9 protein-coding genes are annotated in these 13,746 nt (G+C 75.7%); 7 read left to right on the forward strand and 2 right to left on the reverse strand.

Translation table 11 applies throughout. The features are described from left to right. From ACZ5NW_RS34980 to ACZ5NW_RS34990, 3 genes are all read left to right on the forward strand, one after another. Entirely contained in the window at positions 1–1,236 is a 1,236-nt protein-coding gene (locus ACZ5NW_RS34980) for a PP2C family serine/threonine-protein phosphatase (protein ID WP_468748054.1), read from the forward strand. Between the two features lie 110 nt (positions 1,237–1,346). Next, on the forward strand, positions 1,347–2,693 hold the full coding sequence (locus ACZ5NW_RS34985) for a vWA domain-containing protein (protein WP_468748055.1): 1,347 nt from the start codon (positions 1,347–1,349) through the stop codon (positions 2,691–2,693). Positions 2,694–2,729: 36 nt separating this feature from the next. Beyond that, positions 2,730–4,481: an FHA domain-containing protein gene (locus ACZ5NW_RS34990; protein WP_468748056.1), complete on the forward strand. Its 1,752-nt coding sequence runs from the start codon at positions 2,730–2,732 to the stop codon at positions 4,479–4,481. Between the two features lie 30 nt (positions 4,482–4,511). Here ACZ5NW_RS34990 and ACZ5NW_RS34995 read toward each other — a convergent pair whose 3' ends face one another. Then, a complete protein-coding gene (locus ACZ5NW_RS34995; RefSeq protein ID WP_468748057.1) occupies positions 4,512–5,501 on the reverse strand; it encodes a methyltransferase domain-containing protein in 990 nt (329 codons plus the stop codon). A 70-nt stretch (positions 5,502–5,571) separates the two neighbouring features. Beyond that, on the reverse strand, positions 5,572–6,498 hold the full coding sequence (locus ACZ5NW_RS35000; RefSeq protein ID WP_468748058.1) for an SMP-30/gluconolactonase/LRE family protein: 927 nt from the start codon (positions 6,496–6,498) through the stop codon (positions 5,572–5,574). A gap of 101 nt (positions 6,499–6,599) precedes the next feature. On the opposite strand from ACZ5NW_RS35000, the gene ACZ5NW_RS35005 reads away from it, so the two are divergent. From ACZ5NW_RS35005 to ACZ5NW_RS35020, 4 genes are all read left to right on the forward strand, one after another. Further along, positions 6,600–7,034: an Lrp/AsnC family transcriptional regulator gene (locus tag ACZ5NW_RS35005; protein ID WP_468748059.1), complete on the forward strand. Its 435-nt coding sequence runs from the start codon at positions 6,600–6,602 to the stop codon at positions 7,032–7,034. Positions 7,035–7,109: 75 nt separating this feature from the next. Further along, positions 7,110–7,523, forward strand: a complete 414-nt coding sequence (locus ACZ5NW_RS35010) for a globin (protein ID WP_468748060.1) — start codon at positions 7,110–7,112, stop codon at positions 7,521–7,523. A 170-nt stretch (positions 7,524–7,693) separates the two neighbouring features. Further along, complete coding sequence (locus ACZ5NW_RS35015; protein WP_468748061.1) at positions 7,694–10,990, forward strand: FtsX-like permease family protein; 3,297 nt, start codon at positions 7,694–7,696, stop codon at positions 10,988–10,990. 4 nt (positions 10,991–10,994) lie between these two features. Continuing rightward, positions 10,995–13,721, forward strand: coding sequence for an FtsX-like permease family protein (locus ACZ5NW_RS35020; RefSeq protein WP_468748062.1), 2,727 nt, complete (start codon positions 10,995–10,997; stop codon positions 13,719–13,721). Positions 13,722–13,746 lie beyond the last annotated feature (25 nt).

The raw sequence follows: 13,746 nt of genomic DNA on the forward strand, positions 1-13,746 counted from the left end.
ATGACCCAGATGCCCCGGCAGGCCGCCCTGTCGACGTGCCCGAGCTGCGCGGAACCCCTCGAATCGGGTGACCGTTTCTGCGGTGTGTGCGGCTACGACCTGTCCGCCGCCCAGCCGAACACCCCGGACCGGGACCGGGATCCGGGCCAGGACCACGATCCGGCCCAGGACCCGGCCCAGGCCCACGACCATCCCACGCCGGCCCTGAACGGCTCACCGGTCCCGCCCGCCCCCGGCGTACGGTTCGACCGGCCGCCGGAGCCCGACGAGTACCCGCTCCAGGCGCCGGACCCGCGGGTGGCCGCCGCGGCCGCCGAGACCGTGCAGCTGTGCGTGGCCTGCCGCGCGGGCCGCGTCGACGGCGACGGCTACTGCGAGAACTGCGGGCACGCCCAGCCGCGCGAACGCGACCACATGGAGCAGGAGTGCGGGCCGGTCGCCGCCGTCAGCGACCGCGGGCTGCGCCACCACCGCAACGAGGACGCGTTCGCCCTCGGCCAGGCCGCGCTGCCCGACGGCTCCCCGGCGTCCGTGGCGATCGTGTGCGACGGGGTCTCCTCGGCGACCCGCCCCGACGACGCCTCGCTGGCCGCGTCCCGGGCCGCGAGCGAGTCGCTGCTGGCCGCGCTCCCGCTGGGCACGCATCCGCAGCAGGCCATGCACGACGCGATCGTGGCCGCCTCCCACGCGGTCAACGCGCTCGCCGAGGAACCGGCCACCGCCCGCGAGCACGCCCCGCACCAGAACGCCCCCGCCTGCACCCTCGTCGGCGCGGTCGTCACCGCCGGCCTGCTCGTCGTCGGCTGGGTCGGCGACAGCCGCGCCTACTGGGTCCCGGCCGACCGCTCCGGCCCGCCCGCCCGGCTCACCGAGGACGACTCCTGGGCCGCGCAGATGGTCGCCGCGGGCCTGATGAACGAGGCCGAGGCGTACGCCGACGAGCGCGCCCACGCGATCACCGGCTGGCTCGGCGCGGACGCCTACGAACTGGAGCCGCACACCGCGTCCTTCAAGCCGGACCGGCCGGGCGTGGTCGTGGTCTGCACGGACGGCCTGTGGAACTACGCCGAGGCCGCGCAGGAGATGGCCGACACGGTGCCCCTCGACGCCGCCGCCCGCCCCCTGCACGGCGCCCGCGTCCTGGTCGGGCACGCCCTCGACGGCGGGGGCCACGACAACGTAACAGTGGCCGTCGTGCCGTTCCCCGCGCCGTCGCAGGGGGCAGGATCGGCCTGAGGCCACGAACACAGACGAACACGGGGAAACGCGCCGCACCGGTGGGGGCCGGTGCGGACCAGTCATTTCACCTGCCGTAGGCAGGGACTCCTAGGGGGATTTGAGTAGGTATGGCCAATTTCTCGAAGTCGAACGCGCCGCAGTTCTCGGTGGACGTCTACCAGAACGAGTACCTGCCCGAGGGCGGCCGCGAGGTCAACGCCATCGTCACCGTCACCTCGACCGGCGGCGGCACGGTCGGCAGCGCGGTCGCCGCACCGCACCTCTACGGCTCCACGGCCGGCCCCTCCGCCGCGGTCGCGCTCATGGTGGACTGCTCGGGCTCGATGGACTACCCGCCCACCAAGATGCGCAACGCCCGCGACGCGACCGCCGCCGCCATCGACACCCTGCGCGACGGCACGCACTTCGCGGTGATCGGCGGCACCCATGTCGCCAAGGAGGTCTACCCCGGCGGCGGCCGCCTCGCGGTCGCCGACCCCACCACCCGCGAGCAGGCCAAGCAGGCGCTGCGCCGGCTCAGCGCGGGCGGCGGCACGGCGATCGGCACCTGGCTGCGGCTCGCCGACCGCCTGCTGTCCACGGCCGACGTCGCCATCCGGCACGGCATCCTGCTCACCGACGGCCGCAACGAGCACGAGTCGCCCGAGGACCTCAAGGCCGCCCTGGACTCCTGCGCCGGACGCTTCACCTGTGACGCCCGGGGCGTGGGCACCGACTGGGAAGTGAAAGAAGTCACAGGAATCGCCTCCGCCCTGCTCGGCACCGCCGACATCGTCGCCGACCCGGCCGGCCTCGCCGCCGACTTCACGCGGATGATGGAGACGGCCATGGGCAAGGAGGTCGCCGACGTCGCCCTGCGGCTGTGGACCCCCGTCGGCACGACGATCAAGTTCGTCAAGCAAGTCGCCCCGACCGTCGAGCAGTTGACCGACCGCCGCACCGAGGCCGGGCCCCGCGCGGGCGACTACCCCACCGGCTCCTGGGGCGACGAGTCGCGCGACTACCACGTGTGCGTCGAGGTCCCGGCCGCGCACATCGGCCAGGAGATGCTCGCCGCGCGCGTCTCCCTGGTGATCCCCCAGCCCGACGGCAGCGCGCAGAACCTGGGCGCCCAGGGCCTCGTACGGGCCGTGTGGACCGACGACATGGCCGCCTCCACGTCGATCAACCCCCAGGTCGCCCACTACACCGGCCAGGCCGAACTGGCCCAGGCCATCCAACAAGGGCTCGATCTGCGTAAAGCAGGCGATATGGATGGAGCAACGGCCAAACTGGGGCGGGCCGTTCAGCTGGCAAGCGCTTCCGGTAACGCGGATACTGCGAAACTGCTTGCGAAGGTGGTGGACGTCGTCGACGCCGCGACGGGTACTGTGCGGTTGAAGGCGAAGGTCGCCGAGGCCGACGAGATGACCCTCGAGACCCGGTCCACCAAGACTGTTCGTGTAAAGAAGTGACCCAGTAGGACGAGAAGGAGAGGGGGAAGCGCCGACATGCCGACCTGCCCGAACGGACACCAGTCGGGTTCCGACGACTGGTGCGAGGTCTGCGGTCACCGCATGGCCGGTGCCGTGCCCCCGCCCCCTCCGCCGCCTCCCCCGGCCGGCGGCGGATACGGTTTTCCGCCGCCCGCGCCCGGCGCTCCCGGCCGGCATCTGTCCGCCGTACCGGAGCACGAGCCGGAGCTGTGCCCGCAGTGCCGCACACCCCGCGAGGGCGGAGCGCCCTTCTGCGAGGAGTGCCGGTGGAACTTCCTGACGAACACGGCCACGTCGTACACGCCCGCGGCTCCGCGCCCGCAGACGCCGGCTCCGGGCGGCCCGGGCGGTCCCGGGGGTCCCGGTGCTCCGGGTGGTCCCGGCGCTCCCGGTGGGCGGTTCGCTCCGCCGCCGCCCTCCTTCGGGGGCAGTGACGCCTTCGACTACCAGAGCTCCCGGCCGTCCCAGGTGAACCGCCCGGCCGAACCGATCCCGTCGGGCCCGCCCTTCGGCGGCGACCCGAACGGACCGAACGGCTCCACGGCGCCGGGGACCGGCCCGGGCGCGACGTCCGGCGGAGCGCCCTTCGGGCGTGAGCCTGCGCGGACGGTCGGCGGCCCTAACACTCCTGGCGGGCCGTTCGGCGGCGGCCCGGGTGGCCCCGGGGGCCCCGGCGGTCCTGCGGGTCCGGGTGCGCCCGGGGGCTCGGGCATGCCTGGTGGGCCTGGCGGCTCCGGCGGTCCTGGTGGCGGCCATGGCGGGCCGTTCGGCGCGCCCGGCGGTCCGGGTGGCCCCGGCGGCTCCGGTGAGCCCTTCGGCGGTCCGGGGCGTCCCGGCGGTCCCGGTGAGCCCTTCGGCGGTCCCGGGCGTCCCGGCGGTCCCGGTGCCCCTGGCGGCCCCGGCGCGCCTGGTACTCACGGCGGCCCCTTCGGCGCGCCCGGTGGTCCTGGCGGCCCCGGTGGTCCTTCCGGTCCTGGTGGGCCTGGTGGTCCCGGCGGTCCCGGTGGCCCCTCCGGCTTCGGGGCCGATCCGTCGCGTCCCGTTCCCCCTCCGCCCGGGTTCCCCGGTGCCCCCGGTCAGCAGGGCGGCCCCGGCGGTCCGGGTGGTCCGCAGGCGTTCCAGTCGGCCGGTGGTCCCGCCGGTCCGCCCGCGCCGCCCGCGTTCCCCCAGGAGGCCCCGCAGCGGCCCGCGCCGGCCGGCCCCGCCTTCGGCGGCGGTGACGACGACTGGGTGATCTCGCCGCCCTCCGGCGGTCCCGGCGGCCCCGGCGGTGCTCCGCAGGGCGGTGGCTACGGCTATCCGCCCGCCGGTGCCACCCAGGCGCCCCCACCCGTGCCCGGCCCCGCGTTCCCGCAGCAGCCGGCCACCTGGACGGCGACGATCGGCCCGGACCGCGAGTACTTCATGGCGATGATGCAGCGCTCCGGCCCCGAGGCCGCGGGCCTGAATCTGCCCGCGTACTCCCCCGAGCAGCAGCGCACGCTCACCGGCAACCAGGTCACCATCGGCCGCCGCCGGCACTCCACCGGCGAGACCCCCGACATCGACCTGTCGGTGCCGCCGGAGGACCCGGGCGTCTCGCACCAGCACGCGGTCCTGGTCCAGCAGCCGGACGGCACCTGGGCGGTCGTCGACCAGAACTCGACGAACGGCACCACGGTGAACCACTCGGACGAGCCGATCCAGCCGTTCGTGCCGGTGCCGCTCCAGGACGGCGACCGGGTGCACGTGGGCGCCTGGACGACGATCACGATCCGGCGCGGTTGAGCGGTGCCGTCGTAGACGTACAACCGTAGGTCAGGACCAGCCCGGGAGGGGCCAGGCGTACGGCCCCTCCGGGTCGTCCAGCCAGGCCCAGGCCCGGCCGCTCTCGACCGTGATGCCGTACCGCTCGCGCCCGGGCCTGCCCTCGCGCTCCCACAGCGCGTACGCCTCCTGCGGTTCGAGGACGCCCCGGGTCAGCGCCACCAGGAAGCGGAACAGATCGTCGTCCCTGGCCCGGCTCGGCACCCCGCCCAGGGCGACCGGCTCCGGCTCGGGGCGCCCGTTGCCGCGCAGGGGGACGAAGTAGGCGGGGCTGTGGAGGAACGGGCCCTCGGCGTACTCCGGGTCCCGGACGGTCAGCGTGATCAGTCCGGTGGCGAACGGGGTGAGGATGCGCGCGCCGGTCCGCCCCTGGGCGAGCCAGGCCGGCGGCACCGTGTTCAGCGCGCAGGTCGCGATGATCCGGTCGAACGGCGCCCGTTCCGGCGCCCCGCGCGCCCCGTCCCCGGTGAGGACGGCGGGATGGTACCCGGCGGCGTCCAGATGCCGACGCGCGGCCTCGGTGATCTCGGGGTCGAGGTCGACGGTGGTCACATGGTCGTCGCCGAGGCGGTACGACATCAGCGCGGCGTTGTAGCCGGTGCCGGCGCCGATCTCCAGCACGCGGTCGCCGTCCTCGACGCGCAGTTCGGCCAGCATCAGCGCCATGAGGGAGGGCTGGCTGCTGGACGACATGAGCTCGCCGTCGCGCAGCCGGGTGGCCAGCGGGGTGTCGGCGTAGGCGCCGCGCAGCCAGCGCTCGCGGGCGGCGGGGTCGGGGCTCTCGCCCCAGCGGCGTTCGTAGCCGCCCGGGCCGGCGACGTAGTAGTACGGCACGAAGAGGTGGCGCGGGACCGCGGCGAACGCCTCCTTCCATCGCGGGTCGGCGGCGAAGGCCCCGCTCGCCTCGATCTCGCGCACCAGCCCGGCCCGCGCCGTGACGGCGAGGTCCGCCAGCTCCTTGTCGAGCGCGTCTCCGCTCATGCCTCCACTGTCCTGCCGGAGAAGGCGCGAGGCGAGCCCACCCGGCGCTGCGAGCCGACCCGCCTTGATGTCATCGGCGGGCGGTCGGCAGGGCCGGGGTGCCGGTGACGGACATGACGAGGGAGTAGAGCGCGGTGTCGGCCGCGATGAACATGCGGTTCCGCTTGGCGCCGCCGAAGCGGATGTTGGCGACGACGTCGGGGACGAGCACGCGGCCGAGCAGGGTGCCGTCCGGGTCGTAGCAGTGCACGCCGCCGTGCATCGCGGCGGCCCAGAGCCGGCCGTCGTCGTCGAAGCGGATGTTGTCGAAGTTGCCGAGCTTGCACTCGACGAAGACCTCGCCGTCGGAGAGCGTGCCGTCGTCGTGGACGTCGAAGACGCGGATGTGGTTGGCCCGGCTGTCCGAGACGTACAGCCGGCTCTCGTCGGGCGAGAAGACGAGGCCGTTGGGGCCGTCGAAGCCGTCGGCGACCAGTCGCACCTCGCCGGTTGCGGGATCCACGCGGTAGACGTTGCGGGCGCCGATCTCGCTCTCGGCCCGGTGGCCCTCGTAGTCGGTGGTGATGCCGAAGTCGGGGTCGGAGAACCAGATCGAGCCGTCGCTGCGCACGGCGGCGTCGTTCGGGCTGTTGAGCCGCTTGCCCCGGTAGCGGTCGGCGAGCACGGTGATCGAGCCGTCGTGCTCGGTGCGGGTGACGCGGCGGTTGCCCTGCTCGCAGGTGATGAGACGGCCCTCGTGGTCCAGGGTGTTGCCATTGGGGTGGCCGGCGGGCGAGCGGAAGACGCCGACGGCGCCGGTGGTCTCGTCCCAGCGCAGCAGGCGGTCGTTGGGGATGTCGCTCCACACCAGATACCGGCCGGCCGGGACGTAGAGGGGGCCCTCGGCCCAGCGGCAGCCCTCGTACAGCGTCTCCAGCTTCGAGTCACCCGCGTGGCATCGGCCCGTGCGGAACCGCTCGTCGAGAATCTCGTACACCTGCGGTCGGTCGCCCGCCATCCCGTCACCCTCACCCTCAGATATTCCGAATGTTGATCTGATGGATCCAAACTATGCAGAATGGCGTTCGGCTGATCAAGCACTTTCCCGAAGGAGATCCCATGGACGACGTCGACCGGCAGTTGCTCACCCTGCTCCAGCAGGACGCCTCGACGCCGTACGCGGCGCTGGGCCGGGCCGTCGGGCTGTCCGCGGGGGCGACCCATGAGCGGGTGCGCAAGCTCCGCGAGCGGGGCGTGATCCGCCGGACGTCGATCGACGTCGATCCGGCGGCGATCGGACGGGGCGTGCTCGCCTTCGTGATGGTCGACTCGACGAGCTGGGTGGGCGACTCGGGCGAGCTCTTCGCGGCGATCCCCGAGATCCAGGAGGCGCACGTCATCGCCGGGAGCGCCTCGGTCCTCCTCAAGGTCAGAACCGCGACGACGGAGCAGCTCCAGGACGTGCTGCGCCGCGTCTACGCCATCGACGGCGTCAGCGGCACCCAGGCCACGGTCGTACTGGAGACCTTCTTCGAACGCCCGGTCACCCCGTAGCGGCCATGCCCGGTGACCCCGTGGCGCCGTCGGCGGGTCCTAAGCCCCAAGTCCTGGGTCTCCCCGTCTGAGACCATGGGGGGCGTGAAAGAGATTCGGCGCGGCACGCTTCAGGAGCAGACCTTCTACGAGCAGGTCGGCGGGGAGGAGACCTTCCGCCGGCTGGTCCACCGTTTCTACGAGGGGGTCGCCGAGGATCCTCTGCTGCGGCCGATGTACCCGGAGGAGGATCTGGGTCCGGCCGAGGAGCGCCTGGTGCTGTTCCTCATGCAGTACTGGGGCGGACCGACGACGTACAGCGAGAACCGCGGCCACCCCCGGCTGCGCATGCGGCATGCCCCCTTCGTCGTCGACCGGGCCGCGCACGACGCGTGGCTGCGGCACATGCGGGTCGCCGTCGAGGAGCTGGGGCTGTCCGAGGAGCACGAGCAGACCCTGTGGCACTACCTGACGTACGCGGCCGCGTCGATGGTCAACACCCCGGAGTAGACGGCCCGTAGGCCCCGCATCCCGGATTCCGGTCATAGAACGTCGGATTCCGGTCACGATCCGGTCAAGCCCGCTCCGCAAACGCTTAACCTCGGCCCCTGCCGTCTGACAACATCACCAAGAGGCCTGGACGATCAGGCCAACTGAGGCTTGGGGGAAGCCGGGTGAGGATGTCGGGGGGACGGACGGGGCATGCCGCGCTCGTCCTGGCACGCGCGCGTGCGCACCGTCCGCTGGTCACCGCGGCGCTGCTCACCGTCCTGCTGACCACGTCCGTCCTCGCGGCCCTGACCGCGTTCTCGGGCGCCATCGGCGACGCGGCCCTGCGCCACTCCCTGGCCGACCCGCGCAACGCCGCCGACGCCGCGCTCGTCGTCAAGGCCGACATCACGGCCGACCGCCGCGCGACCGTCGACACCGCCGTACGCGCGGGTGCGCGCCGCGCCTTCGACGGCCTGCCGGTGACCGTACGAACCCTGCTGCGCTCCGGCCCGTACGCCCTGCCCATCACGGCACGCACCGGCGAGGCGGGGGCCGGGACCACCGCTGCCGCCGGGACCACTGCCACCACCGAGCCCGACCTCACCTACTTCGCCGCGTTCGACTCCGCCCAAGTGCGGCTCAGTGCGGGTCGGCTGCCGCGGGCGGGCGCGCGGGATGTCGAGGTGGCCCTGCCCGAGGCCGCCGCCGGGCGGCTGCGGCTGGTGCCGGGCGCCCGCCTCACCCTCACCGACCGGCTCGACGGCCCGCCCGTACGGATCCTCGTCACCGGCGTGTACCGGCCCACCGACCCCGCCTCCCCCTACTGGCGCCTCGACGACCTCGCCGGCCGGGGCGTCAAGATCTCCGACTTCACCACGTACGGCCCCCTGCTGACCGCTCCCTCCGTCGTCACCGGCGGCCGGGTGAGCGCCGGTCGCACGGCGTGGCTCGCGTCGGCCGACTTCACGCACCTGCGCACCGGGCGGATCGACGCGCTGCGTGCCTCCGCCCGCGAGGAGGCGGCCGCCCTGCGCCAGGTGGCCGTCAAGGGCGGTGCACCGGCCGAGACGACCGCGACCACCGGCCTGCCCGACGTCCTCGACCGGGTCGAACGCTCCCTGCTCGTCTCCCGCTCCACCCTGCTGATCGTCGCCCTCCAGCTCGCCCTCCTCGCGGCCTGCGCGCTGCTGCTGGTGGCCCGGCTGCTCGCCGCCGAACGCACCGGCGAGACCGTGCTGCTGCGCGCCCGCGGCGCCTCCCGCGCCGCGCTCGCGGGCCTCGCCGCCCGGGAGGCGCTGCTGCTGGCGCTGCCCGCTCTGCTGATCGCCCCGCTGCTCGCGGGTCCGCTGACCCGGCTGCTCGCCGGGCAGGGCGCGCTGGCCCGTATCGGGCTGCACGTCGACGTTCCGGCGGGCGGGCGGCTCGCCGTGTGGCTGACGGCGGCCGGGGTGGCCCTGGGCTGCGCCCTGGCGGTGACCCTGCCCGCGCTGTCCCCGCCCGGCGCCCGTGCCGTGCGCGGCAGCGCCCTGCCCGCCCCGCTGCGCGCCGGCGCCGACCTGGGGCTGGCGGTGGTCGCCGGGGTCGCCTACTGGCAGCTGGACAGCCGTACGTCCGGAGCGGTGAGCGCGGACACCGGCGGAACCCTCGGCATCGACCCGCTGCTGGTCGCCGCGCCCGCCCTGGCCCTGCTCGGCGGCACGGTCCTGACGCTGCGTCTGCTGCCGCCGGCCGCCCGCCTCGCCGAGCGGCGGGCGACACGCGGACGGGGACTGACCACGGCGCTCGCCGGCTGGCAGCTCAGCCGCCGGCCGGGACGCGGCGCGGGCCCGGTGCTGCTGCTCGTCCTCGCGGTGGCGCTCGGCGTGCTGGCGATCGGTCAGGGTTCCTCGTGGGGCCGCTCGCAGGACGACCAGGCCGACTTCCGGGCCGGGGCGCCGGTGCGGGTGCTCGCCGCCGGGGACACCCCGCTGGGCAGCACGCAGGCGTACGCCACCCTGCCCCACGTGAGTGACGCCGCCCCCGCCGTCCGCACCGAGCTCCCCCTCTCCGGCGACCGCACGGCCACGGTCCTGGCCCTGGACACGGCCCACGCGGCGCACACCGTCCTCATGCGCCCCGACCTCGCCCCCGGGCCCCCGGCCGACCTGATCACGGGCCTCGGTCGGCCGACGGCGGCGCGGGGTGCCGTCGTCCCCGCCGGTACGACGCGGCTGGCCCTGACCGTCACGCTGCGCGCGCCCCGCGCCGCCCGCGCCGCTCTGGCCGCCGACACCTGGCTGGTCCTGGAGGACGACCGCGGTACCCCGTACCGGATGCCCGCCGGGACGCTGGCCGCCGACGGGCGGCCGCACGTCCTCGCCGTCGAACTGCCCGGCTCCCAGGGCGTGTCGACCTTCACCGAGCTGTCCCTCGTGACGCCCGTGCCGCACCGTCGCGCCGAGCAGCACCGGCTCGCCCTCGGCGCGCTGACCGCCACCGGCGCCGACGGCGCCCCGCGCCCCCTCACCCTGCCGAGCGCGTGGACGGCGGTCTCCAGCATCGACCCGAACGACGGCTTCCCCGACCCCAGCACCCGCCCGGTCCCGCCGGCCCTGACCGCCACCGGCCCGCCGACCGTCGACTACGGCACCGGCTACACGCCCGACCTCTTCGCCGATCAGTCGCTCACCGTGCGCGTCCGGGCCGCCCAGCCGCGCCCCGCCGAGCTCACCGCCCTGGCCACCGACCGCTTCCTGGACTCCACGGGCGCCCACCCGGGCGACCGCGTGGACATCGCCCTCGGCGGCCAGAACCTCTCCGTCCGCGTCGTGCGCGCGGTGCGCGCCCTGCCGACGACCGGCGAGCAGGCGAGCGACGGCGGCGCCCTGCTCCTCGACCTGCGCGCCGTGAACCGGCTCCTCGCGCAGCGCTACGGCACCGGGGTCACGCCCACCGAGTGGTGGCTGCGCACCACCGGCGATCCGGCCTCCGTCGCGGCCGCCCTGCGGGCCCGCCCCGACATGGATCCCTCGCGGGTCGTGGTGCGGGACGAGATCGCCGCCGAGCTGCGCGACGACCCGTTCGGGGCGGGCCCCGAGGCCGCGTTCACCGCGGCGGCGGCGATGGCCGCCGTGCTGGCCGCGCTCGGCTTCGCGGTGAGCGCCGCGGGCTCGCTGCGCGAGCGGGACACCGAGTTCGCGGTGCTGCGCGCGCTGGGCGCCCCGCGCCGCCGGCTGGCCCGTACGGTCGCCGTCGAGCACGGCGTGCTGGTGGTGCTGGCGCTGCTCGTGGGCACCCTGCTGGGGACCGTCCTGACCCGGGCCGTGCTCCCCCTGATCGTGCTGACCGGGGAGGCCACCCGGCCGGTCCCGGACGTCCTGGTCCAGCTGCCGCCGGCCCGGGTGGCGCTGCTGCTCGCCGCGGTGGCCGCCGTCCCCGTCCTGGTCACCGGAGTGCTCGCGGTGCGGCGCACGGACACGGTGCGGCTGCTGAGGGAGGGGGAGTGAGGTGGTGACCGTCCACCGGCGCGACCGGGTCGTCGCACCCTGGGTCCGGACACGGCTGCGGGCCGCCCCGGCCGGGGCGCTCGCCCTCGCGCTGCTCGTCGCGGTGACGGCGTTCCTCGCCGCCGGCTTCCCCCGGGCCGTCGACCGCTACGAGGACTCCGGGCTGCGCCAGGCCGTACGGCAGGCGAAGCCCGACCGGACCAGCGTGCAGCTCGCCGCGCCGCCGCCCGCCTACGACGCCACGCAGGAGGAGCGCGAGGAGTCCCTGCGCCCCGGCCCGCTGGCCGCGCTCCAGGCCAAGGTCCTCGGCACGGTCCAGCGGCCGCTCGTCGCCGACCGGAACCAGTCGTCGTACGGCGTGATCACCAGTGAGGCCCAGGAGGTGCCGGAGCCCTGGCTGCCGCAGCCGAGCAAGCTGCCCGCCCGGTTCGCGCTCGCCGCGCAGCAGGGCCTCGCCCAGCACGGCCGGGTGAGCGCCGGCCGGCTGCCGCGCGCGACCGGGCAGGTGACCGCGGGGACCGCCGAGGTGGAGGCCGCCGTGAGCACCGACACCGCCAAGACCCTGCACATCGCGGTGGGTTCGGTCCTGCACGTGCCCGGCGCGGACCGCGCCCCGCTCGTCGTCCGCGTCACCGGGATCGTCGCCCCGCGCGACCGGGCCGGCGCCTGGTGGTCCACCCAGCCGCTGCTGCGCACCCCGTACCTGGTCCGGCTGCCCGGGGACGTCCTGGAGGCCGACAAGTACTGGAAGGGCGCCCTCCTGCTCGCCCCCGAGGCCGCGCCCGCCCTGCTGGGCACCCCGGGGCAGCCCTTCCGCTACTGGCAGGTGGCCCCCGACCCGGCCGCCCTGCACAGCCACGACCTGGACGGCCTCAAAGCGGCCGTGGCGTCCCTGGAGTCGGGCCCCGGCCTGCGGCGGATGCGCACGGCCACCGACCCGGACGCCCAGGTGGGCACCGAGCTCGACGAGGTTCTCGGCGCCTACGGCCGGCTGCGCTCGGGCATCTCCCCGCTGATCTCCGTCGCCGCCTCCGGCACGGGCACGGTCGCCGTCGTCGTCCTGGCGATGGCGGGCGGCCTGGCCGCGGACCGGCGGCGCACCGAACTCGCCCTGCTGCGCGCCCGTGGCGCCTCCCTGCGCGGCCTCGCCGGCCGGCTGCTGGCCGAGACGGCGGTCGTCGCCGTGCCCGCCGGCGCCCTCGGCCTGGCCGCGGCGCTGCTCGCCGTGCCCGGCGGCCGTGCGCTGCCCGCACTGCTCGCGGCCCTCGCCGTCACCGCCGCCGCCTGCGCCGCGCTCCCGCTGCGCGCGGCCGCCGCCCATCGCCGGGTCCGGGTGCACGCGGGCCGCGAGGACGTCGTGTCGGTACGACCGTCCCGGCGCCGTACGGTCGCGGAGCTCACCCTCGTCGCCCTCGCCGCCGGCGCGGTGGCGAGCCTGCGCCGCCAGGGCACCGACGGGGGGCAGTTGATGAGCCTGGCGCCGGTGCTGGTCGGGGTGATCGCCGCGCTGGTGCTGGTCCGCCTCTACCCGTTCCCGCTGCGCGGTCTGGCCCGGCCCGCCACCCGGCTGCGGGGCCTGGTGACCCCACTGTCGCTGGCCCGCGCGGGCCGCACCTCCGCGTCGACGGCGCTGCCGCTGCTGGCGCTGCTGACCGCGCTGACCACCGCGGCGTTCGGCGGCTCCGTCCTGGCGGGCGTGGCCGAGGCCCGCGACCACGCCGCGCTCCTCGCGGTGGGCGCCGACGGCCGCGTCGAGGCGATCGCCGCGCTGCCGTCGGACATGCCCGGCAAGGTCCGCGAGACCCCCGGGGTGCGCGCGATGGCCGAGGCCGCGATCACCTACCACGCCAACCCGCTGGACGGGCGCACCTACCTGCCGCTCGCGGGCGTCGACCCGGACACCTACGCGGAGTTGGCGCACCGGACCGGCCTCGGGCCGTTCACCGAGGGCGCGTTGAAGGCCCGGAAGGGCGCGCCGCTCCCGGCGATCGCCTCGCCGGCCGTCGCCGCCACCTACGGCACCTCCGTCTTCCCGGTGCGCCTGGAGGACGGCAGCAGCATCGACGTGCGGATCGCCCTCGTCCGGGACCGCACCCCGGCGGTCGCCGGGGAGGAGTTCCTGGTGGTCGACCGCGCCGGCCTGAGCGCCCGGGCGGCCCGGCCCACCGCGCTGCTGCTGACGGGCGGCGGCCTGGACCGGGCGGCGCTGACGAAGGCGGTCGGCCCCGGTCCGGCCGTGGAACTGCGGTCCGTCGTGCGCGCCGGTTACGTCGACTCGCCCCTCCAGTCCGGCGCCGAGCGCCTTTACACGGGGGCGGTCGCGGCGGGCTCCGCGTACGCCGTCCTCGCCCTGCTGCTGACACTGCTGCGGACGGCCCCCGAGCGCGGCGCCCTACTGGCCCGGCTCCGGACCATGGGCCTCACCCGGGCGCAGGGCCGCCGGCTGCTCGTCCTGGAGTCCCTCCCCCAGGCCGCGCTGGCCGCGGTGGGCGGCACCCTGACCGGCTGGGCCACCATTCTGCTGCTCTCCCCCGGCGTCGATCTGAGCGCCCTCGCCCTGCCGACGGCGTCCACGTCCTTCGACGGCTCCCGGCTGCACACCGACCTCGTGTCGCTGACGGTGCCGGCGCTGGCCGTGCTCGCGGTGACGGTGGGAGTGGCCGCGCTTCAGGCGTGGTGGAGCGGACGGCGGGGATCCGTACGGGAGTTGAGGGTGGGTGACACGCGATGAGAACGCGCGCCGATGACCGTAGCGG

It is taken from the genome of Streptomyces sp. NPDC032126 (genome assembly GCF_055580085.1).